We start from the raw sequence: 19939 nt of genomic DNA, 5'->3' as shown, positions 1-19939 counted from the left end.
ACGCAGATCACGACGGCCACGACGACCATTCCGACGCGCGCCTTGACCCCCACGCATGGCTCGACCCGCAGGTGGCACAGGCCTGGGTCGCGCTGATTGCCACGCACCTCTCCGACCTCGACCCCGACAATGCCGCGACCTATGCCGCAAACGCCACCGCCGCCGTGGCCGACCTCGAAGCGCTTGAGGCCGAAATCACCGCCCGCCTCGCCTCAGCCCCCGCAGGCGACATCATCGTGCCACACGATGCCTATCAATACTTCGGCACTCGGTTTGACCGCCTCGCCGTGGCGGCCATCACCCTCGACGACGCCGCAGCCCCCGCACCCGACAAAATCGCCGACCTGCAAGCGCGGATCGTCGAAGACAATATTGCCTGTGTGCTGACCGACCCCCAAGCCCGCGCCGAATGGTCTGATCTGATCCGCGACGGATCAGACGCGCGCACAGCGCTGGCGGACCCGGTGGGCGGGGCATTCGACCTAGGGCCGCAACACTACCGCCAGACCCTCACCGCATTGGGGGATGCCTACGCCACCTGCTTGGGCGGATGACGCCGCGCTAAAGGGCTTTGCCAAAGATATGCAACCTGTGCATCGGCGACGCCCCTGACTTTTCCGCCTGTGCAAGGCTCATGGGGTTCACATCGGCAATCCACGTGTTGCCGATGTGCGTGTATCCGGCCCTGCGCGCACGCCCCATCACATGATCCAGAATGACCGGATTGATCCCGCGCCCCTGAAGATGCGGCATGATGCCTGCAAAGATCACAATCGCACGGGTGTTGGTCATCCGGTGCCTCAGAAAATGCCATGGCGCGGTGATCCCGATCCGTGACCGGATACGACGCAAAAACGGGTTCAGATCGGGCACGCAAATGACACAGCCCGCAGGCTCGCCCCTGTGGTGCAAGACCGCGGAAATCCGGCGGTCCATGACCCATTTCATGTCCTTGGCCTGAAAATGAAACTCCTCGGCGCTGACCGGCACAAACATCGGATTCTCAGCAAACGACGCATTCAGGATCAGGCGGGCTTCCTCAAGGCGCTGCGGCAAGGTCGCCCGCGTGATGGGCGCAAAGGCAAAGTCGGGGTCGTCCATGACCGCGCGGTGTTTCGGCCCCAGCCGGACCGGCGGTGCCGACGGCAGATCGCGCACCTCCATCGTCGCCATTGGAAAAGTCGGCGCATAGCCGTTCTGCGTCAAAAGCCGCGCAATATGGGGCGGCGACCAGACCTGATCCAGATAGGGCGCATGGCCAAAACCATCCGTCACCACGCCAATCTGCTGCATCGCCGTCAGATTGAAATTCCCCGCAATCTCACTCATGCCCCGCGTGCGGCACCAGTCCTCAGCCGCTTGCAACAAGGCTGCCGCCGCTTGGGGCTCATCCTCACAGTCAAAATATCCGAAATAGCCGCGCGCCAGCCCATGCACGCGGTTGGATGCCCCATGAATATGCGCCGTGATGCGCCCGACAACCCGCCCGTCCCGATGGGCCGTGAAATAGGTCAACGCCCCCTCACCCGCGCCCGACATCAAAGGGTTCGCGTCGGACACAAACCGCCTCAGATCAGCCTTCAACGGCGACACATAGGGGCTGCCCGCCCCATAGGCCTCAAACGGCGCCTCGAAAAAAGCGTCAAAATCCGCTGTTCGTATCTTTACTGGCACTGCGCCCCCCGATCCCACATGACCCGACTGATATTTAACATACACCGGCTTGAGGGGGGATGCATCGCCCCCGTTTCTCTGGTTCAAAAATACCTAAAGCGCCGCGCCCCCGACAGGCCGCAACAGCGCCAACCGGACACTCCGGTCGCACCACACGGCAATTTTTGAACTAAAAATTGTGCCCCGCCCGCCGCAGGCGCAGTGCGCCTAAAAATCGGTCGGCGCGCCGCCTTCGGATTTCCGACGGGCGACGAAATCCTCCAGTTCCGACCGGATCGCCGCATCCATCGGGGGGGCCTCAAACGTGTTGATAATGTCTTTAAACATGTGATGGGCGCGCTCTGCGGTCCATGTGGCCCCCGCGACCTCCCAGGCCTCGAAATTGCGCCAGTCGGACACGAAGGGCGCATAAAACGCGTTTTCATAGCGGTCTTGGGTGTGCTGGATGCCGAAGAAATGCCCGTTCGGCCCGACCTCTTTGACCGCCTCAAGGGCGATGTCGGCGGGGCTGGTCGCGGTCACCTCGGGTTCCATATAGCGCTGGATCATCTGGATCACTTCGCAATCCATGATGAACTTTTCGGGGGATGCGATCAGCCCGCCTTCCAGCCAACCGGCGGCGTGATAGACCATGTTCGTGCCCGACTGCACCGCAGCCCAAAGGGAATTCGACGTCTCCCACATGGCCTGTCCGTCGGGGACATTGGCCGCGCAAACCCCCGACGACCGCATGGGCAACCCGTAAAACCGCGCCATCTGGCCCGTCATCTGCGTGGCGCGCATGTATTCGGGCGTGCCAAATGCTGGCGCGCCGGATTTCATATCGACGTTGCTGGTAAAGGTGCCGATCACGCAGGGCGCGCCGGGGCGGACGTATTGAAACAGCGCGATGGCCGACAGGGCCTCGGCAATAGACAGCGCCACAGCGCCCGACATGGTCACCGGCGCCATGGCTCCGGCCAGGGTAAAGGGCGTCACGACCACCGCCTGCCCCCGCCGCACGCACCGCAGACAGCCGTCAATCATGGGCACGTCATGTTTCAGGGGCGAGGTCGAATTGATGTTGGTATACATCCGTGGCCGCTCTTCGAACTCCTCATCCGACCAACCACCTGCGATGCGGATCATCTCCATCACGTCCTCGACCCGTTCTTTACCCAGCGAATAGGCGTGGCCGACCTTGTCTGTGAGGGTCATCTTGTCGAACACCACATCCAGATGGCGGACGCTGGCGTGCACGTCGACGGGTTCCACCGGATAGCCGCCCGCGAAATGGATGCAGTTGAAATACTGCGTCAGCTTCAGCAGGTTGGCGCATTGTTCGCGGTTGCCAGAGACTTTCTTGCCGATCTCAAGGTCAAAGTAATTCGGCGGGGAGGACACGTTGCCAAACAGGATATGCCCGCCACCCAAGGTGATTTTACGGGCGGGGTTGCGCGGCGTGATGTCGAACTGCGCAGGCGCCTGGCCGATCATCTCCATCACCCAGTCGCGGCCCATTTTGACGTTGGTGCCATCGACCTTGCAGCCCGCCTGCTTGAACAGGGCAATGGCCTCTTCGTTCAGGAATTCGATCCCGACCTCTTCAAGGATGCGCATGGCGCCGTCGTGCACGGCCTCTACCCCTTGCTGATCCAAAGGCTCCGTCGGGCGGTCCGTGTTCACCGGCAACCGCCATGGCATCTGGGCAATACCTGCGGTTTGACGTTTGGCGGTGTTGGCGGCGCGGCCACCGGACCGGCGGCGACGGGGGGTAGGATCAGACATGGGACGACCTTTCATATTCGTCCCCAGACTGGCACCGTTCAGCCCCCTCGCCCTACGACGGGCGACATCAGATGTCGCAAATAGCCTGTGGCGTCATTCTGGCAGGCCCAGCCAACGGGGCAGATCGGCGATGGACGGCAGCACTACATCTGCAAAAGGGGCCAGATCCTCGGTGGTGGCCACGCCGGTCAGCACGGCAACACAGGTCATTCCTGCCGCGCGGCCTGCGTCCAGATCATGGGTGCTGTCACCGACCATGGCGACCTGCGACGGATCAAGGCCGGTCGCCTTACAAAAGGCCAAAAGCTGTCCGGGCGCCGGTTTGCCACCATATCCGCTGTCAAATCCTGCGATAAAGTCGAACTTTTCCGTCACACCTGCGGCGGACAGATGCGCCCGTGCCGGGGCCTGTGCGTCATTGGTCGCCACGCCAAGCCGCAGTCCCGCCGCGCGCAGCCGGTCCAGAAACGGGATGAGCGGCGTGGCCTCGACCTGCGGGGCCTGCGCGGCCATCCGGCTCCACCGGTCCAACAAGCTCTCCAGATCGGTTTCCGCAACGAAAGGCAGTGCGATCCGGGCAATCTCACGGGCGGTGCTGGCGATGACGGGGCTGTCGGGATGAAATCTGTCCTGACCCAGATCAAACCCCATGGCCGCCGCCAATGGGACCAGACGTGCGGGATCATCCGCTGTTTCTGCCTCCAGCACCTGCCGCGCCCACGCAGCCCATGTGGCGTTGAAGTCAAACAGAGTGCCGTCCTTGTCAAAAACGATCCCGCGAACAGTCATGTCCAATGTACGGCCTCTGCCCCTGGCAAAGCATAACGCGCCATTAGGGGTTCTTCATACTTTAGGGTTTCCGCGTCGCAAAAAGCCATCACCCAGGCATCGTCCATGGTGATAAATTCCAGCACCGACGCAAGGAATGCGGGGCTGTTTGCAAGCCCCCTCAAATCCTCTGCCGCAGCCCCCGAAGCCCCTAAAAACACAGGCAAAAGGTCTTCGTTGGTGGACAGCCAGATCAGGGCGGAAACGGCGATCTGTTCGGCGCGCTCTGGGGACATGATTTATAATTACCGATGTGGAAAGGGTTTCTTAACCATTTGGGGACCAAACTGAGGTCAGGAGAGATTGGGGTAAAGCTCGGAAGGAAGCAAGAATGGCCGGCGATATTCTTATCATAGACTGTGTGGCGACGAACCGGATTGTCCTCAAGGTCAAACTGCTCGCGGCCCAGTACCGGGTCCGTCCCTGTGCATCCCTGAAGGACGCGCAGGCCGAAATCGCAGCCTCTCTGCCGGATCTGATCATCATGGACACCTGCAAAGATGCCCAGGCCGCGCTGGATTTCTGCCGCGCCCTCAAGGCGGATGACGTCACAGCCCTTGTCCCCATCGTTGCCACAGGTGGTTTCGCCACCCCGCTGGAGCGCGTCAACGCGCTTGAAGCGGGGGCCGATGACCTTCTGACAAAACCGTTCGACGACCATATCCTGCAGGCCCGCATCCGCAGCCTCCTGCGCGCCCGCGATGCCCGTCAGGAACTGCGTATGCGGGAGGGCACGCGCACCGCTTTGGGTTTTGCCGAAGCAAGCTGCGGGTTTGCCGCACCGTCCCAAATGGTCCTGGCTTCACCCCATCCGGACGCGCTCGACCTCAGCGGACTTCAATCCATGATGGAGAACGTCCAGGCAACGCCGGCCAGTATCCACCAGATTATCAGCGGCCATTTGAACCAGTTGAAAAACGACCTGTTCGTCCTCGATTTCCGGTCCGGTTTGATGGATGACACCCTGCTTTACCGGCTGCTGGCCGAATTGCGCAGCCAGTCCGCGACACGGCATTCCGGCATTCTGGTGTTGTTGTCGGAAAATGAACGTCACGCGGCGGCCATGGCGCTTGATCTGGGGGCAAACGACGTTGTGCTCTCAGACATCAATCTTGGCGAAATCCGTCATCGCTGCGCTGTCCTGCTTCAGGCTAAGCACGAGGCTGACGCGCTGAGGCGCACAGTCGAATCCGGGCTTGAGGCGGCCATCACCGACCCGTTGACGGGGTTGTTCAACCGCCGTTATGCGCTGCCGCATCTGGCACGCCTGTCCGAAGAAAGCCGCATCAGCGGACGTCAGTTTGCCATCATGGTGCTGGACGTGGACCATTTCAAAAAGGTCAACGACACCTTCGGCCACAAGGCCGGTGATGAGATGCTCAGACAGGTTGCCCGCCGGTTGCAGGATAACCTGCGCGCCGTTGATCTTCTGGCCCGCATCGGGGGGGAGGAGTTTCTGGTCGCCATCCCGAACAGCGATCTGGTGCACGCGCGCACCGCCGCCGAACGGCTGTGCAAACTGATCAGCGCGACACCATTCTACATCACCGAAGGATCAACCGTCGACCTGACAGTCTCGGTCGGTGTCAGCCTCAGCGGCGGTCGGGAGGCCGAAGACGTTGTTGAAGACCTGGGAGACCTGGTCAGCGCAGCGGACGGCGCCCTTTACGCTGCCAAATCAGGCGGACGCAACAAGGTCAGCCTGTCAGCCGCCTGATTGCACGTCGCTGCTTGCCTCACGCCCCTGACGCGGGGTGCTGGACCCGCGCCGCAGCTGGTTTTCCAACCGGTCGGCAAAGGCGGCCCTGTCTTCGGGCGACATCTGTTCAATCTGTGCAGCCACCGCATCAATCACCGCAACCTGCCCGGCCTGAAGGCGATCGCGCTGCCGCATCAGGGCCGCACGGAAAGCAGCCGCGTCAAAGGTGTCGGACCGCACAGTGTCGATCAAAACACCCATATCGGCGCGGATGTCGCGCCTGTTTGAAGGCCGGAAGGCACCGCTGTCGCGCAACGCCTGCCGCACCGCCTCTCGGTCGGGGGCCTCCATGGCCCGTGTCAACGGGCCCGCCGTTAGATCAAATCGTTGGGGTCCGGCCCGTGTCCCGCCCGAGGCGACGACCCCGATCACCGCGCCGACGATCAACAGGTTCAACGCAAGGGAGGCCACCAGCAGGACCTTGGTCCAGTTGCGCGATGTGCGGGGATCGTGTGACATGATTTATCCTTCCAACGCGCTGAGCAAATCGCCATTCAGAACCGGCACCTCATAGGTGCCCCCCCACAAGGCATCGGTCACACCGGCCAGCGCCGCGGGCGGTGCCACACCGATCCACAGGCCCGCCACCGTCGCCATGGCAAGGCCCCCTGCCGACGGCCAGCCGCCAATCGCGTCCAGCAGGGTCGCCCCCAGCCCCCGTGAGGGGGCCGCGCCGGTGTTTTCAGGCAGCGGGTGTGCCGTGGCAAGGACGTGGTCGGCGTCCATCATGATCCGGTCCATCAGACTGTCCGACACAGGCACAGTGTCGCTGCGTATATGCGCAAAGGTGTCGTCCAGCATCTTGTCGTCATCCGGTGTCATCATCATACCCCAGTTCTGATTTGCGCCCCGACAATTTTGCCATCAGGGCGCGCTTGCCCCGTGCGATCAGACTTTCGACTGTTCGTACGTTGGTGTCCATAATCTCGGCAATCCGTGGATTGCCAAGCTCTTCGAGGTGGCGCAAGGCGACGGCTTGCGCCTGCCGGTCCGGCAAATCGGCCAAAGCGGCCTGCAACGCCGCCGCACGCGCCTGCGTCTGCAACCCGTCAGCGGCCGATGGCGCGTCATCTTCGGGCTCTGCAATGGCATCAAGCGCTACGCCGCGGCCGGATTTGCGCAACCGGTCGGTGCACAGGTTGGCCACCACACGGTAAAGCCATGTTGTGACCTGTGCCCGTTCGGCCTGCCAGTCCGGCGCGATTTTCCACAAGCGCATCATTGCCTCTTGTGTGACGTCTTCGGCCTCGGCGCGATTGCCCAACATGCGATACGCCTGCCCCATGACCCGTGGTGTCAGGCGCTGGGTCAACACCAGCGCCGCCTGCCGGTCACCTGCGGCAAAAGCAGCCAGCAGGGCCGCGTCATCAGCTGTTGTTTGGGCCTGTGCCATCGTGCGCTGCAGTTATCCATGTCCCCTTGCCCCCCGCAAGGGGCCCGATTGTGTGTCGGGGGCGCCTGAAGTGCGCCCCCGACCCTGCATTTAGTTGTCGCCGCGGGGGCGTCGGTCCTGCATCCGTTCGAGGGCTGCGGCGAATTCCTCCGCGCTCAACGTGCCGTTTTCGTCGGCATCCACCCTGTCGAACATCCTCTCGGGGTTTGCGCCGCGACGCGCTCCGCGTTCTCCGCCTGCATCGCGGATTTCCTCGATCTGCAAGACGCCGTCCCCGTTTGCGTCGGCTTTCTCGATCTGGCGGGCAATGCGGTTGGCCATCCGTTCGGCACGGTCGCTGTCCGCCCGTGCAAGCATTTCCTGCGCGCTCAGCGCACCGTCGCCATCGGTGTCCGCATCGGCAAAGCGGGCTTCGGCGCGATCGGCCATAAAGGTTTCGATTTCGGTCAATGTCACACCACCATCAGCGTTTGCGTCCAGTTCTTCAAAGCTGGGAAGGGACAGGCCCCGCGCACCGTCACGGGCGCCATCGCGGGCCTCGGCACTGGCGGCAAGGGTGATACCGGCGGCCAGTGCCGCGAACAAAAGAGGAGTTTTCATCAGTGTTTTCCTTTGGCTTACTCGATCAACGCGGCCCCTCTCGGGCCGTCGATGTGCATAAAACGGGGCAGGTCCAGATTTCCGTCGCCCGACGGGCAAAAAATTTGTCCGCCCCCCCCCGCGACACTTTCACCCCTGTTCTTTTGCGGCCCCAGCGCGCATCACACCCCCTATTGCGAAATCGTGCTGACGAGGCCCCGATGACCGACACCAAAACCTATCCCGCCGACGACCGCCCTACCAAACCCGCCATGCTGCGCGGTTTTCGCAGGCGGTGCCCCAACTGTGGTGAAGGCATGATGTTTCAGGGATACCTGAAGGTCGTGCACAGCTGCCCTGTGTGTTCGGAAGATCTGCACCATCACCGTGCGGATGACGGGCCGGCCTATCTGACCATTCTGATCGTGGCCCACATTCTGGGTTTCGCAATGCATATCGCATGGGTCCATCTTCGCCCCGATCCCTTTGTCATGGCGACTGTGCTGACGATCTTCTGTGTTGCGCTGTCGCTCTATTTGCTGCCACGGTTAAAGGGTATGATCGTGGGCATTCAATGGGCGCGCAGGATGCACGGTTTCGGGGGCGCAGCCTAGCGCGCCCTTGCTTTGAGGGTGGCATGACGGATCAAACGGATAAATCGGCCCTGCGGGATGCGGCCACAGTCATCGTGGTGCGCGACCGTGATACCACCCCGTCCATTTTGATGGGTCAGCGTGGGGCCACGGCGGCCTTTCTGCCCAACAAGTTTGTCTTTCCCGGTGGCGCAGTTGACGCGGGCGACGCGCAAGTCGTCCTGCACCGCCCGTTGCCCGCGCATGTGGCGGCCCGACTGGCCGAAGACAGCGCCCTGCCCCCTTCTGCACTGGCGGCAGCCGCAATACGCGAAATGTGGGAAGAGACCGGACAGATTATCGGCAGCCAAGCCCCGTGGCCCGACGCGCCACGCGGATGGCGCGGGTTTGCCGCGACAGGGCACCGGCCCGACCCATCGCGCCTCGAATTTGTTTTTCGCGCCGTCACGCCCAAGGGCCGCCCGCGCCGGTTTGATGCGCGGTTCTTTCTGGCGGATGCCCGCGACCTGCGCAGCGATCCCGACGATTTCAGCCGTGCGGAGGACGAGTTGAGCCATCTGCAATGGGTCCCTCTGGCCGAGGCACGCAGCCTTGATCTGCCTTTTATAACCGAGGTTGTTCTTGCCGAAATCGCAGCGCATCTGCGCGCTCCGTCTGTTGCGCGCACCGTGCCCTTCTTTCGCAATGACGATGAGGCCCATCTGGTGACACGACTGTCCGGACGCCGCCCTCTGGACGATTAGATCACGAGGATCAGCACCAGAACCGATGACACGATCAAAGCGCCGCCCAGACCTTCACGCGCGGTGACCCGTTCCTTGAAGACAAAGACCGACAGCGCCAGCGACATCAACAACTCAATCTGTCCCAATGCCTTGACGTAGGCCACGTTCTGTAACGTGAAGGCCACGAACCAGCAGGTCGATCCGATCATGCTGAATATGCCCACCAGTCCCGCGATACGCCACGCCCGGAACACACGGGTGATCTCACCCGCTTCGCGCCAGCGCATCACAGCAGCCATGGCGATGCTTTGGGCGGCGGTGACACAGGCCAGCGTCAGCGTGGCCCGCAAAAACACGTCTCCACTGTCCAAAGACAGCGACGCCCCGCGATACCCCACGCCCGAACAGGCAAACAGCACGCCAGACGCCAGACCAAGGCCGACCGCACGGTTGAATATGCGCCGCCGCCACGGCTGGTCCGACGCATCGGGGGGATCGGACAGGATCAGCGTTCCGGTCAGTCCGATCACGATGGCCACCAGACCCGCCACGCCGACACGGTCGCCCAGCACAATCAGGCCCACCCCCACGGACATCAGGACCTCGGTCTTCTTGAAGGTAATGCCGACAGCAAAATTGCGATGTGCAAACAGGGCCACGACGCACATGGTCGCCAAAATCTGGGCAAGCCCGCCGGCAAGAGCATAGGCCCAGAACAGACCCGACGGCAGGGGCAAGTCCTGACCGCTGAGCCACGCATAGAGGATCACACCCAACGCGACCAACGGGGCGGAATAGACGAAGCGTGCGAAAGTGGCCCCCGCCGTGCTCAACGCCGTGGTCTTGAGTTGTTTTTGCAGGCCGAACCGCGCGGTTTGTGCGGTGGCCGCCAGCAAGGTGACGGGAATCCATGCGTCCATGACCGACTGTTGTCCTATTTTGTGCGATCAATCCAGAATGAACAGGCTGCGGGCCCCTGCGCCCCGCAACAGGCTGGCCCTATGGTTTGGGATCGGGGTTTTCGGTATGTCCGTCCACGCTGATCACCTGCCCCGACACCCGTGCCGCCCCGTCCGATCCCAGAAAGACGGCCATGTTGGCAATATCTTCGGCGCGCACGAAGGTCCGCATGGAGGTGCCTGCGGCGTAGCCTGCGTAGACATCATCGCGTGTCATGCCCTTGGCCACAGCCTCACGCGTCAGGACACCCTCCATCCGCGGGCCTTCGACAGCACCTGGGCAGATGGCATTGGCGCGAATGCCGTGTGGCCCGAGTTCCATGGCGAGCGTTTTCATCAGCCCGATAACGCCCCACTTGGCCGCCGCATAGGGGGCACGGTTGGGGTAGCCAAAGACACCGGCTGTGGATGAGGTCAGGATCAACGCGCCCGCCCCGCGCGCCTTCATCAAGGGGGCCGCATATTTCGCTGTCAGAAAGGCCCCGCCAAGGGTCACGTTCAGGCAGGTCTGCCAATCGTGCCATGCGACGTCCTCGACCAAAGCGGTGGGGCCTGCAATGCCCGCATTGGCGCAGACAACATCCACGCCGCCAGCACTTGCGATTTGTTCAAAAAGCCCGCGCATCTGGTCGTCATCGGACACATCGACCTGCCGCGCGGTCCACGCAGGCGGGCAGGCGTCCAAGGCGGCCTCATCTACATCCGTCACCCAGACATCATAGCCCGCAGCGGCAAAGGCCTGCCCCATGGCAAACCCGATGCCTGACGCGCCTGCCGTGACCAGAACGCGGCTCACCCGCGTTTGCCCACGGCGGCACCCGCCCCTTCGGGCAGATCAAGGTTGGCATGGGCTGTGGCCAGACGGGCCAACGGGTCGGCCACCTGCGGGGCCGGGTCGCTGGCGCGGCGAGACTCGAGGCTCACGTGGATCAACATATGTTCGCCCGTGGCCAGCAGCCGGTCGCCTTCGTACATGCGGTGAAAGAGGTGCATCTTCTTGCCTGCCCCGGCCAGCACCTGCGTTTCCACGCGGATGCGTGCGCCGGCGTGTACCTCATCCAGATGGCGGATATGGGTCTCGGCGGTAAAGTAACTCCCCCCCGAGGCGATGTAATCCGGCGTGCAGCCCACGATCAACATCAGCCGGTCGGTGGCGTCCCCGAAGGCCTGCAAATAGCGTGCCTCGTTCATGTGGCCGTTGTAATCGGTCCAATCAATCGGCACGGCGCGGTCCACGGTCAACACGGGCCGCGAAATATCCGCCACATCCTGCAACCGATCGGCAATCTGGCCGCGCTGGTTCAGCGTTTTGTCATGCAGGTTCATCACCGCCCCTGCCCCCCAATCGCGCGCCTTAAGGGTCCGCATCATGCCCACGAGGTTCGCGTCGCGGTGCCGTTCCAGTTCGCGGATCGAATACTGCCCCGATTGCGCATCCGACTGATCCGCGATCTGGTCAATCAGATCATCGGTCAGCTCGGGCACATCCATCAACTTGGTCCAAGGCCATGACAAGCACGGCCCGAATTGTTCGATGAAATGGCGCATCCCGGCCTCCCCGCCGGCAATCCGGTAGGTTTCAAACAGCCCCATCTGCGCCCAGCGCAGGCCGAACCCCATGCGTATGGCCTCATCTATTTCCTCGGTCGTGGCGATGCCGTCGCGGATCAGCCACAAGGCTTCCCGCCAGACGGCCTCAAGAAAACGGTCCGCGATATGGGCGTCGATTTCGCGGCGCACCATCAGGGGATACATGCCAAGGCCGCGCAGAGTGGATTCAATATCCGCCAAGCGGTCGGCATTGGCAGGCGTGCCCACAACCTCAATCAAGGGCAAAAGGTAGACAGGGTTGAACGGATGGCAGACAACGATCTGGTCGGGATGCTCCGCCCCTTCCTGCAGCTCAGACGGTTTGAATCCCGAGGTTGAGGATCCGATCACAGCCTCAGGCGCGCAATGGGCCTGCACGGTGGCGTAGGTCTTCAGCTTCAGGTCCAGCCGTTCCGGCACGCTTTCCTGAATCCAAACAGCCCCTTTGACGGCATCGGCCATATCATCATGAAAGCTCAAGCGGCCTTCGGCAGGCAGCGGCATGTCATACAGGCCAGGCAAAGACGCGCGGGCGTTGCCCAGCACCTCGGCAATCTTGCGTTCCGCCTGCGGATCAGGATCATAGACCTGAACGTTCCATCCGTTCAGCAAAAACCGCGCAGCCCAGCCGCCGCCGATGACCCCGCCCCCGATGATCGTTGCTGTCTGTGTCATAGGACCGCCCTTCCCGTATATATCTTGCGGCAAGTCGCGACGATCTGCGAAGGCAAGTCAAGCCTGTCCCGCCGGTCTTTGGTCTGTTTGCGGCACGCGTGGCACGTTCCGGCAGGTTCAGGGGCGGACCTGCACCAGACGCGTCAGATCATAGCCGTACCAGTCCAGTATCTCACGCGCTGCGGTGATCCGGTCCCCCCCGCCGGTTTCCATGCGATCAAGGATCGCGACAAAATCTCCGTTGGGGTTCCCGATGGCCATGGTCCGGTCATCGAAATCCATCCAGTAGACCCAGATTTCAGACGGCACATTGTCCGGCACGGGTCCGGCGGCGCGGAAACGACCCGCCAGACCTTCGCGGTACAGGATTGGCCGCGTACCGTTCGGGCAGGCACCGGCCTGCGCACAAACGACCCCATCCGCGACCAGGACCAGATCAGGCCCCTGCGCCGCAAACTGCAGCCGTGTCTGCACAACCGGCCAGACACCGGCGACCGCCTGACGCAACGACCAGACACCGGCCAGATCGTCGGCCACCACATCTGCCTGCGACCCGATGTTGGCTGTGGGATTGCGCAGCAAGGACACGTTCGGCGCTGCGGGCGGCACATCCAAGGGGTCTGCCCCGCAGGCCGACAAGATCACCGCCGCGACCATAATCAACTGCCTCATCCGTCCGCCCCCCGGCACACCGCACCGTCGGGACCAGTCACGATCCGTCCGCCCAATCCGATACAGGTCGTCTCCTCCACCATGGTCACGCCGAACGCCTCAGGTCCGGCAGGTGCGCCACATCCGGCCAATAGCAACAGGACGATAAGAAACCTCACCCTTTCGGCGCGCGCTTGGTCAGGCCCAGCTTTTCGCGGACCTCCGCCGCGCCAATGACCCGCGCGCCAAGGTTTTCGATGATCCCGTGCGCGCGTTCGACCAACTGCGCATTCGTGGCCAGAACCCCGCGATCCAGCATCAGGTTGTCCTCCAACCCCACGCGCACATTGCCCCCCGCCAGCACCGACGCCGCCACATATGGCATCTGCGACCGCCCCAGACCAAAGGCCGAAAACGTCCAATCGTCGGGCACATTGTTCACCATCGCCATAAAGGTATTCAGGTCATCCGGCGCGCCCCAAGGCACCCCCATGCACAGCTGCACCAGCGCGTTCGGCTCCAAAATACCCTCCGCCACCAGTTGTTTGGCAAACCACAAATGACCGGTGTCAAAGGCCTCGATCTCGGGCTTCACGCCCAGATCGGTCATCATCTGCCCCATGGCGCGCAACATGCCGGGCGTGTTGGTCATGACATAGTCGGCTTCGGCAAAGTTCATGGTGCCGCAATCAAGGGTGCAAATCTCAGGCAGGCATTCGGCCACGTGGGCCACGCGTTCTGTGGCCCCCACCATGTCCGTGCCCCCCACCACGGGCAAAGGCGCCTCGACCCCGCCAAAAACGATATCGCCGCCCATGCCTGCGGTCAGGTTCAACACCACATCCACATCCGCCGACCGGATACGGTCCGTCACCTCACGGTACAACTCCAGCCGGCGCGATGGCACGCCCGTCTCGGGGTCGCGCACATGACAATGGACCACAGCCGCCCCCGCTTTGGCCGCATCAATGGCGCTGTCCGCGATCTGCTGCGGTGAGCGCGGCACATGGGGGCTTCGATCCTGCGTGCTGCCAGACCCGGTCACGGCTGCGGTGATAAAGACGTCTCGGTTCATGGTCAGTGGCATGGCGGTCCTCCCTTGGTGGGGCGACCTTACTGCGCATCTGTTGACAGACAAGCCCACAAAGGCGACAAACGCAGCCATGAAAACCGACACACATCAGCAGTCCTTTACCACCGCCCTCTAATCCGGCGGCAGGTTTTCTTTTTCGCACCTTACAAAACCAACCCGCCGCCCAGGCGTGGTTTGATATGCGCCGTGGTGGCCGAAAGACACTGGACCATGACCCTGACCGACCTGAAAATCACCCCCGCCCGCCCGGCAGACCTGCCGGCCATCTTGACGATGATCAAAGCCCTCAGCGCCTTTCACGGGGATGACGCTGCGGCCAATCTGTCAGACCTGCAAGACATGTTCTTTGGCCCAACAGACCGCGCGACAGCGCTGATCGCCACGTCAAACGGCACACCCGTGGGCTACGCTGGACTGACCCCGACCATGGTCATCCATGACGCGAAATTGCGCCTCGATATCCATCACCTCTATGTCGCGGAACCCCACCGCGCCAAAGGCGTGGGCACCGCCCTGATCACCGCTGCCAAATCCCACGCCATAGCCATCGGGGCCACGCGCCTCACCATCGGCACTGACGCCAGCAACGCCACAGCCATCGCCAGCTACCGCGCCATGGATATTCTTGAGGAAATCACAGGCACCGGCCCAAGGTTCCGCGTCGATCTGACGGCCTGACGCCCCTGCTTCATCTGGCCCGAAAAACTCCCCCCGGAGGGTCGTTTTCAGCATAAGAAAACGGCCCTCCGTGATGGGCTCACCCCAGCCAAAGGCACCTATAAAAACAACGCGGCGCAGCCGCTCCTTTTGGTCAATACGGCATCGGATGGGCGCGGTGGGTCTGGTCGATGTCCTCCAGAACCGCCGCCGAAAGCTCCAAGTCTTTGCCGCGCAACAAATGCTCTAACTGCCCGGACGTGGTGGCCCCGAAAATCGCGCTTACTTTGAACGGGCGCGCGCGTTGGAACGCCATTGCCATATGCGCCAGGTCCAGCCCGTGTTTGTCCGCCACAGCCTGATACGCCGCCACGGCCTCATGGGCGCGGGGCTGGTTGCGCCCGCCCAAGGTCGCCCCAATGGACATGCGTGATCCTTCGGGGACCGCCCCGTTGGCGTATTTGCCGGTCAGCAATCCCGCCGCCAGTGGCGAGAAGGAAAAACACACGACGTCCTCGTTGTGCGACACCTCGGCCATGTCGGTGTCATACAGCCGGCATAGCAGAGAATATTCGTTTTGCACCGACGCCACCCGCGGCGCGCCGATCTGCTCGGCGATGTCGATCCATTTCGTCGTGCCCCATGCGCTTTCGTTGCTCAGCCCGAAGGCACGGATCTTACCTGCCGCCTGCGCCTCTTTCAGCTTTTCCAGCACGCCCGCCATGTGATCCATGACCTGTGCGCGGTCTTGGCCGGATGGGTCAAACGTCCAGTTTTGACGGAACATATAGGACCCGCGCATGGGCCAATGCAGTTGGTAAAGGTCGATGTAATCCGTGCCCAGCCGGTCCAGATTGCCATCCAGAATATCCAGAATATTGTCCGGACCATAGCCTTCGCCCCCACGTGCCATCGCCATGTCACCGGCGGCCTTCGTGGCGATCACCACATCGTCGCGCCGCCCCGAGGCCTTTATCCATGCAGCGATACACCTCTCACTGTCGCCCACGGTCTCCTTCAGGATCGGGTTGACGGGATACATCTCGGCGGTGTCGAGAAAATTGATGCCCGCGTCCAGCGACATATCGATCTGGCGGTGCGCGTCCTCTTGCGGGGTTTGCCGGCTGTAGGTCATCGTGCCCAGGCACCAGTCGCTGACCATGATCCCCGTCCGTCCCAATTCGATCTGTTTCATGGTCTGTCCTTTCCGCCTGTGTCCAAGGCCTCGGACAATAGCCCCCACATTGGCGTTCACAAGGGGGGGCTTCACAAGGGGGGCGGGCTGCCTATTGTGGTGCCATGCAAGATGCCCCTGAAAGCACCCACGACCGACTGAACCGCGAATTGGCCCGCATGAGGTTGCGCGATGTCGGATTTTGGGGTGGCTGGGCCCTGTTGGTCGGAATTGTCGCGATCTATGGCTTCCTTGCTTTCAACAACGTCACCGACGCGCGTTACGTCACCGGTGTGGCGGGCGACGTCCTGCCCCTGACCACCGAGACCGGCCAGCGCATCGTGCTGCGCGTCACGGTTGAGGGCCAGACCCGCGACATCCGTCTGCCCAGCCAGTTGGTGCATCCCGCCAAGGGCGCGCTTGTGTGTTTGCGAGCGGGCGAACACCGGTTCACCGGCCACACCAGCTATGTGTCCGTCTCTGACAGTTTGTGTGACGACGCAGGTCAATAACCGCTGGCCTTTTAGGGCGACTCATCGCGTTATGACCTCATGCGCTTGATGATCTCCTTTGCTGCCTTGTTTTTGTCCGTGCTGATCCTTCAGCTGTCATCGGGGGCTGTCGGCCCACTGGATGCGTTGACGGGGCTGGGCAGCGGGTTCACCCGTGGCGAAGTGGGCTTTTTGGGGTCCATGCACTTTCTGGGGTTCTTTGTGGGCTGCTGGTGGGCACCGCGCCTGATGGGCGATGTGGGCCACAGCCGCGCTTTTGCGGTTTTCACCGCTATGGGTGCCATCGGTATGGCGGGACACATCCTGATTTTTGATCCGACCGTCTGGGCCGTGCTGCGGGTGGCGTCGGGCATCTGTGTCGCGGGGTGTTACACGGTGGTCGAAAGCTGGCTACAGGCCAAAGTCACCAATGAAACGCGGGGCCGTGCCATGGGCACCTACCGCGTCGTCGATATGGGCGGGTCGCTGGTGGCGCAGCTGATGATCGGGTCGCTGGCGTCGTTGGAAACCTATGTGGCCTATAACATTCTGACGATCCTGTGCTGTGCGTCGCTGCTGCCCCTGGCGCTGACCCGCGTGCCGCAACCGGAAACCCCCTCTGCCCCACGTCTGCGCCCCCGTCTTGCATGGCAAATGTCACCGCTGGCGGTGGCCGCTGTGCTGGTCGCGGCCCTGTCCAGCGCGTCGTTCCGCATGGTCGGCCCGATCTACGGGCAGGAGGTGGGCCTTGCCGCAAGCCAGATCGGCCTCTTTCTGGCGGCCTTTGTGGCAGGCGGGGCCATCGCGCAATATCCCGCGGGCTGGCTGGCCGACAAATACGACCGCCGCTGGGTGCTGGTCTGGCTCAGCATCGCATCTGTGGTATCCTGCGCCGTCACGGTCGCGTCATCCGGCACCGGCACCGCCGGTGTCATGGCCGCCGCCGCCTTCTTCGGGTTCACGACCTTCCCGATCTATTCGGTCGCGGCATCCCACGCCCATGACTTCGCCACATCTGATGAACGGGTGGAACTGTCGGCGGCACTGATGTTCTTTTACGCCGCAGGTGCCATCGCGGCCCCGTGGCTTACATCGCGGCTGATCGACGGGTTCGGCCCTGACGCGCTGTTCCTCTTCATCTCGGGCGGGCACCTCCTGCTGGTGGTCTTCGGCCTTGGCCGCATGAAAGTCCGCGAAACACGCGACGACCGCACGCCTTATGTCTATGCCCCGCGCACGTCCTTCACGATTGGGCGGCTGTTGGGCCGACAGAGGGAGAGGTAAGGGAACGCATAAGCTTGGCGAGGTTCAATAAACACGACCTCGTCTGGCAGACCGGTGCTCAATCCCGTTCCGTTGTAGCGACTTCATATGCTGATGATGCCTCGTTGAGATGCTTCACCGCTGCTTGTCGTTCCTGCGCAGAATACTCTGCCGCAATCCGTTCAATTTCTTTCGCAACCGCTGCGTAAAGCGGCCCAAGCGTTTCAAACAGATAAGGCGTTGGGTAAACGATAATGCCGCGCCGATCATCGGGGTCACGCGTGCGCTGTGCCAGTTTTGCTTTCTCCAATCGGTCCAGCAAGGTTGTGACAGACCCGGTTGTCAGCCCCAGCTCAACCGCAATCTCGCTGGGTTTGACCGGAGCTTCTGCAAGCATGTTGAGGCACCGAAGATCATTGCGACTGACCCCGACGGTAATGGCAGCTTTCGTATCAAGGCGGTCAATACTTGCATATAACCTGCGGCACGCTGCAACGAGGTCCTGCGGCGTCGCGTCTTCGGGTATCTGCATTTACAACTCCATTTAGCTTGACAATCAAGTTACTTGATACAGACCATCGTTCATTTACACTTTGAACGCAAGAACCGTGGAGATTGAAATGGAAATTCTGCTTTATGGGGTGTTGGGGCTGGTTGCTGTCGTTGCCTTGTTATCCGCACTCGCCCCCACCCGTGTCGCCTACACGGAAGAAATTACTGTCGATGCTCCCCTTAAGGACGTCTATGACGACATCCGCCTGCAAGAGCATTTGATGCGATGGTCGGCCTGGCCAAAGGAGACCAAGTCAACCTGTACCGTCGAGGGCAAGGATGGAGAAACGGGTGCAAAGACGGTGTTCTTCACCAAAGGCAAACGGGTCGGCCATCAAGAGGTCGTAAACCTTAAAGAAAACGAAGAGGTGGTTCTCACGCTTGTTGGGCCAGGCCCACCTCATAAGCCGAAATTGACCTTTGAGCTTCGCGCCAAAGGCAAGGACCGCACCCATGTCTTGGCCCATTTCGTCAATGAACTTCCGCGCCCCTTCAACGCAATCTGGAAGTTCGCGGGTCTTTCGAAATGGACGCGAGACATGCACCGCAAGGACCTTGCCGGCCTCAAAGCCTTTTCCGAGCCGCCCCATAGGGATATAAATGGCGACGTGGTGGGACGCCCACCCACAGGCACAAACCCATACGAGCATAAGAAAAGGAGTGTGTGATAATTTTCGCAAAAACCCGTTGCATCTTGCGAACATTAGACCCTCACACCCCCCCACGCCCCCTAGCCCTTCTGCGTCCTGTCGGCTAAACCGCCCGTCGACACAAAGGACGTAAACCAAATGGCCCGCCACCTCATCACCTCCGCCATTCCCTATATCAACGGGATCAAGCACCTTGGAAACCTTGTGGGCAGCCAGTTGCCTGCCGATCTGTATGCCCGTTATCTGCGCGGGCGCGGGCATGAGGTCTTGTTTCTTTGCGCCACGGATGAACACGGCACGCCTGCAGAACTGGCGGCGGCCAAGGCGGGCAAGCCGGTGGATGAATACTGTGCTGAGATGTGGCAGGTGCAGGCCGATCTGGCTGATGGGTTTGGGCTGTCGTTTGATCATTACGGCCGGTCCTCGTCCGATCAAAACCGCCACCTGACCCAGCATTTCGCCGGCGTTCTGGCCGACAACGGCCTGATCGAGGAACGGTCCGAGACCCAGATGTTTTCCCACGCTGATGGCCGGTTTCTGCCGGATCGCTATATTGAAGGCACCTGCCCCAATTGCGGCTTTGACAGCGCACGGGGCGATCAGTGTGACAATTGCACCAAACAACTTGATCCCGTCGACCTGATTGATCCGCGCTCGACCATTTCCGGGTCGACCGATCTGGAAATGCGCGACACCAAACACCTCTATCTGCTGCAATCCAAACTGAAGGACGACATCGACCAGTGGATCGACAGCCAGACAGGCTGGCCGGTGTTGACCACGTCGATTGCCAAGAAATGGCTGCATGACGGCGACGGGCTGCAGGATCGCGGCATCACCCGTGACCTGAGCTGGGGCGTGCCCGT

Annotated in this window: 25 protein-coding genes; 9 read left to right on the top strand and 16 right to left on the bottom strand. The window is 62.0% G+C overall.

Annotation, left to right across the window (positions count from 1 at the left end; genetic code table 11):
* The coding region (locus tag QZ653_RS11615; RefSeq protein ID WP_296420254.1) for a metal ABC transporter solute-binding protein, Zn/Mn family at positions 1-554 on the top strand (554 nt) is incomplete at its 5' end.
* 7 nt (positions 555-561) lie between these two features.
* On the opposite strand, the gene QZ653_RS11610 is transcribed toward QZ653_RS11615, so the two are convergent.
* The 4 genes from QZ653_RS11610 to QZ653_RS11595 all read right to left on the bottom strand — a co-directional run bounded on the left by QZ653_RS11610 (position 562) and on the right by QZ653_RS11595 (position 4505).
* Positions 562-1674, bottom strand: a complete 1113-nt coding sequence (locus tag QZ653_RS11610; protein WP_296420253.1) for a hypothetical protein — start codon at positions 1672-1674, stop codon at positions 562-564.
* Between the two features lie 207 nt (positions 1675-1881).
* On the bottom strand, positions 1882-3441 hold the full coding sequence (locus tag QZ653_RS11605) for a trimethylamine methyltransferase family protein (protein ID WP_296420252.1): 1560 nt from the start codon (positions 3439-3441) through the stop codon (positions 1882-1884).
* A 93-nt stretch (positions 3442-3534) separates the two neighbouring features.
* The gene (locus QZ653_RS11600; protein WP_296420250.1) at positions 3535-4230 is read right to left on the bottom strand and encodes an HAD family hydrolase; all 696 of its coding nucleotides are present in this window, start codon (positions 4228-4230) and stop codon (positions 3535-3537) included.
* Positions 4227-4505: a DUF3572 domain-containing protein gene (locus QZ653_RS11595; protein ID WP_296420248.1), complete on the bottom strand. Its 279-nt coding sequence runs from the start codon at positions 4503-4505 to the stop codon at positions 4227-4229. The genes QZ653_RS11600 and QZ653_RS11595 overlap by 4 nt, the downstream gene beginning before the upstream one ends.
* Before the next feature lie 95 nt (positions 4506-4600).
* Here QZ653_RS11595 and QZ653_RS11590 point away from each other — a divergent pair, with 95 nt between their 5' ends.
* Entirely contained in the window at positions 4601-5986 is a 1386-nt protein-coding gene (locus QZ653_RS11590) for a diguanylate cyclase (RefSeq protein WP_296420246.1), read from the top strand.
* Here QZ653_RS11590 and QZ653_RS11585 read toward each other — a convergent pair.
* From QZ653_RS11585 to QZ653_RS11570, 4 genes are all read right to left on the bottom strand, one after another.
* Positions 5975-6487 (bottom strand): periplasmic heavy metal sensor, encoded by a 513-nt coding sequence (locus tag QZ653_RS11585; RefSeq protein WP_296420244.1) that lies wholly within the window; start codon positions 6485-6487, stop codon positions 5975-5977. The genes QZ653_RS11590 and QZ653_RS11585 overlap by 12 nt on opposite strands.
* Positions 6488-6490: 3 nt before the next feature.
* Positions 6491-6856, bottom strand: a complete 366-nt coding sequence (locus QZ653_RS11580) for a hypothetical protein (RefSeq protein ID WP_296420243.1) — start codon at positions 6854-6856, stop codon at positions 6491-6493.
* Positions 6837-7421, bottom strand: a complete 585-nt coding sequence (locus tag QZ653_RS11575; RefSeq protein ID WP_296420242.1) for an RNA polymerase sigma factor — start codon at positions 7419-7421, stop codon at positions 6837-6839. The genes QZ653_RS11580 and QZ653_RS11575 overlap by 20 nt, the downstream gene beginning before the upstream one ends.
* A gap of 90 nt (positions 7422-7511) precedes the next feature.
* A complete protein-coding gene (locus tag QZ653_RS11570) occupies positions 7512-8021 on the bottom strand; it encodes an EF-hand domain-containing protein (protein ID WP_296420241.1) in 510 nt (169 codons plus the stop codon).
* A gap of 200 nt (positions 8022-8221) precedes the next feature.
* On the opposite strand from QZ653_RS11570, the gene QZ653_RS11565 reads away from it, so the two are divergent.
* Together QZ653_RS11565 and QZ653_RS11560 are read left to right on the top strand one after the other, a co-directional pair.
* Complete coding sequence (locus QZ653_RS11565) at positions 8222-8614, top strand: DUF983 domain-containing protein (protein WP_296420240.1); 393 nt, start codon at positions 8222-8224, stop codon at positions 8612-8614.
* A 23-nt stretch (positions 8615-8637) separates the two neighbouring features.
* Positions 8638-9336, top strand: a complete 699-nt coding sequence (locus QZ653_RS11560; protein ID WP_296420239.1) for an NUDIX hydrolase — start codon at positions 8638-8640, stop codon at positions 9334-9336.
* Here QZ653_RS11560 and QZ653_RS11555 read toward each other — a convergent pair.
* From QZ653_RS11555 to QZ653_RS11530, 6 genes are all read right to left on the bottom strand, one after another.
* Positions 9333-10238: a DMT family transporter gene (locus QZ653_RS11555; protein ID WP_296420238.1), complete on the bottom strand. Its 906-nt coding sequence runs from the start codon at positions 10236-10238 to the stop codon at positions 9333-9335. The two genes, QZ653_RS11560 and QZ653_RS11555, sit on opposite strands and share 4 nt — an antisense overlap.
* 79 nt (positions 10239-10317) lie before the next feature.
* Positions 10318-11073, bottom strand: coding sequence for an SDR family oxidoreductase (locus tag QZ653_RS11550; protein WP_296420237.1), 756 nt, complete (start codon positions 11071-11073; stop codon positions 10318-10320).
* On the bottom strand, positions 11070-12542 hold the full coding sequence (locus QZ653_RS11545; protein WP_296420235.1) for a carnitine 3-dehydrogenase: 1473 nt from the start codon (positions 12540-12542) through the stop codon (positions 11070-11072). The genes QZ653_RS11550 and QZ653_RS11545 overlap by 4 nt, the downstream gene beginning before the upstream one ends.
* A gap of 117 nt (positions 12543-12659) precedes the next feature.
* Positions 12660-13214 (bottom strand): lipocalin, encoded by a 555-nt coding sequence (locus tag QZ653_RS11540; protein WP_296420234.1) that lies wholly within the window; start codon positions 13212-13214, stop codon positions 12660-12662.
* Positions 13211-13372: a hypothetical protein gene (locus QZ653_RS11535; protein ID WP_296420232.1), complete on the bottom strand. Its 162-nt coding sequence runs from the start codon at positions 13370-13372 to the stop codon at positions 13211-13213. Before QZ653_RS11535 ends, QZ653_RS11540 begins: the two co-directional genes overlap by 4 nt.
* Positions 13369-14280 (bottom strand): 3-keto-5-aminohexanoate cleavage protein, encoded by a 912-nt coding sequence (locus tag QZ653_RS11530; RefSeq protein WP_296420231.1) that lies wholly within the window; start codon positions 14278-14280, stop codon positions 13369-13371. The genes QZ653_RS11535 and QZ653_RS11530 overlap by 4 nt, the downstream gene beginning before the upstream one ends.
* Before the next feature lie 216 nt (positions 14281-14496).
* Between QZ653_RS11530 and QZ653_RS11525 the strand changes: the two genes are divergently transcribed.
* Positions 14497-14964: a GNAT family N-acetyltransferase gene (locus QZ653_RS11525; protein ID WP_296420230.1), complete on the top strand. Its 468-nt coding sequence runs from the start codon at positions 14497-14499 to the stop codon at positions 14962-14964.
* Between the two features lie 133 nt (positions 14965-15097).
* Here QZ653_RS11525 and QZ653_RS11520 read toward each other — a convergent pair whose 3' ends face one another.
* Entirely contained in the window at positions 15098-16138 is a 1041-nt protein-coding gene (locus QZ653_RS11520) for an aldo/keto reductase (protein ID WP_296420229.1), read from the bottom strand.
* Between the two features lie 104 nt (positions 16139-16242).
* Between QZ653_RS11520 and QZ653_RS11515 the strand changes: the two genes are divergently transcribed.
* Together QZ653_RS11515 and QZ653_RS11510 are read left to right on the top strand one after the other, a co-directional pair.
* Positions 16243-16629: a hypothetical protein gene (locus QZ653_RS11515; protein WP_296420228.1), complete on the top strand. Its 387-nt coding sequence runs from the start codon at positions 16243-16245 to the stop codon at positions 16627-16629.
* Positions 16630-16668: 39 nt separating this feature from the next.
* Positions 16669-17892, top strand: a complete 1224-nt coding sequence (locus QZ653_RS11510) for an MFS transporter (protein ID WP_296420227.1) — start codon at positions 16669-16671, stop codon at positions 17890-17892.
* Between the two features lie 58 nt (positions 17893-17950).
* Here the strand turns inward: QZ653_RS11510 and QZ653_RS11505 are convergent, their stop codons facing one another.
* Positions 17951-18403: a MarR family winged helix-turn-helix transcriptional regulator gene (locus tag QZ653_RS11505; protein WP_296420226.1), complete on the bottom strand. Its 453-nt coding sequence runs from the start codon at positions 18401-18403 to the stop codon at positions 17951-17953.
* A gap of 88 nt (positions 18404-18491) precedes the next feature.
* On the opposite strand from QZ653_RS11505, the gene QZ653_RS11500 reads away from it, so the two are divergent.
* A complete protein-coding gene (locus QZ653_RS11500; RefSeq protein WP_296420225.1) occupies positions 18492-19091 on the top strand; it encodes an SRPBCC domain-containing protein in 600 nt (199 codons plus the stop codon).
* A gap of 120 nt (positions 19092-19211) precedes the next feature.
* Positions 19212-19939, top strand: a 728-nt coding sequence (locus QZ653_RS11495) for a methionine--tRNA ligase (RefSeq protein WP_296420224.1), incomplete at its 3' end; no start/stop codon positions are given.

It is taken from the genome of Pseudooctadecabacter sp., assembly GCF_020627745.1.
Lineage (GTDB): Bacteria > Pseudomonadota > Alphaproteobacteria > Rhodobacterales > Rhodobacteraceae > Octadecabacter.
Note: the sequence above shows the minus strand (reverse complement) of the source record. Positions and strands in the feature narration are given on the sequence as shown.

Excerpts from the sequence above, each read along its gene's own strand:
- QZ653_RS11605 (WP_296420252.1), bottom strand. The coding sequence starts at position 3,441 with ATGTCTGATCCTACCCCCCGTCGCCGCCGGTCCGGTGGCCGCGCCGCC.
- QZ653_RS11600 (WP_296420250.1), bottom strand. The coding sequence starts at position 4,230 with ATGACTGTTCGCGGGATCGTTTTTGACAAGGACGGCACTCTGTTTGAC.
- QZ653_RS11595 (WP_296420248.1), bottom strand. The coding sequence starts at position 4,505 with ATGTCCCCAGAGCGCGCCGAACAGATCGCCGTTTCCGCCCTGATCTGG.
- QZ653_RS11590 (WP_296420246.1), top strand. The coding sequence starts at position 4,601 with ATGGCCGGCGATATTCTTATCATAGACTGTGTGGCGACGAACCGGATT.
- QZ653_RS11585 (WP_296420244.1), bottom strand. The coding sequence starts at position 6,487 with ATGTCACACGATCCCCGCACATCGCGCAACTGGACCAAGGTCCTGCTG.
- QZ653_RS11580 (WP_296420243.1), bottom strand. The coding sequence starts at position 6,856 with ATGATGATGACACCGGATGACGACAAGATGCTGGACGACACCTTTGCG.
- QZ653_RS11575 (WP_296420242.1), bottom strand. The coding sequence starts at position 7,421 with ATGGCACAGGCCCAAACAACAGCTGATGACGCGGCCCTGCTGGCTGCT.
- QZ653_RS11570 (WP_296420241.1), bottom strand. The coding sequence starts at position 8,021 with ATGAAAACTCCTCTTTTGTTCGCGGCACTGGCCGCCGGTATCACCCTT.
- QZ653_RS11565 (WP_296420240.1), top strand. The coding sequence starts at position 8,222 with ATGACCGACACCAAAACCTATCCCGCCGACGACCGCCCTACCAAACCC.
- QZ653_RS11560 (WP_296420239.1), top strand. The coding sequence starts at position 8,638 with ATGACGGATCAAACGGATAAATCGGCCCTGCGGGATGCGGCCACAGTC.
- QZ653_RS11555 (WP_296420238.1), bottom strand. The coding sequence starts at position 10,238 with ATGGACGCATGGATTCCCGTCACCTTGCTGGCGGCCACCGCACAAACC.
- QZ653_RS11545 (WP_296420235.1), bottom strand. The coding sequence starts at position 12,542 with ATGACACAGACAGCAACGATCATCGGGGGCGGGGTCATCGGCGGCGGC.
- QZ653_RS11540 (WP_296420234.1), bottom strand. The coding sequence starts at position 13,214 with ATGAGGCAGTTGATTATGGTCGCGGCGGTGATCTTGTCGGCCTGCGGG.
- QZ653_RS11530 (WP_296420231.1), bottom strand. The coding sequence starts at position 14,280 with ATGCCACTGACCATGAACCGAGACGTCTTTATCACCGCAGCCGTGACC.
- QZ653_RS11525 (WP_296420230.1), top strand. The coding sequence starts at position 14,497 with ATGACCCTGACCGACCTGAAAATCACCCCCGCCCGCCCGGCAGACCTG.
- QZ653_RS11520 (WP_296420229.1), bottom strand. The coding sequence starts at position 16,138 with ATGAAACAGATCGAATTGGGACGGACGGGGATCATGGTCAGCGACTGG.
- QZ653_RS11515 (WP_296420228.1), top strand. The coding sequence starts at position 16,243 with ATGCAAGATGCCCCTGAAAGCACCCACGACCGACTGAACCGCGAATTG.
- QZ653_RS11510 (WP_296420227.1), top strand. The coding sequence starts at position 16,669 with ATGCGCTTGATGATCTCCTTTGCTGCCTTGTTTTTGTCCGTGCTGATC.
- QZ653_RS11505 (WP_296420226.1), bottom strand. The coding sequence starts at position 18,403 with ATGCAGATACCCGAAGACGCGACGCCGCAGGACCTCGTTGCAGCGTGC.
- QZ653_RS11500 (WP_296420225.1), top strand. The coding sequence starts at position 18,492 with ATGGAAATTCTGCTTTATGGGGTGTTGGGGCTGGTTGCTGTCGTTGCC.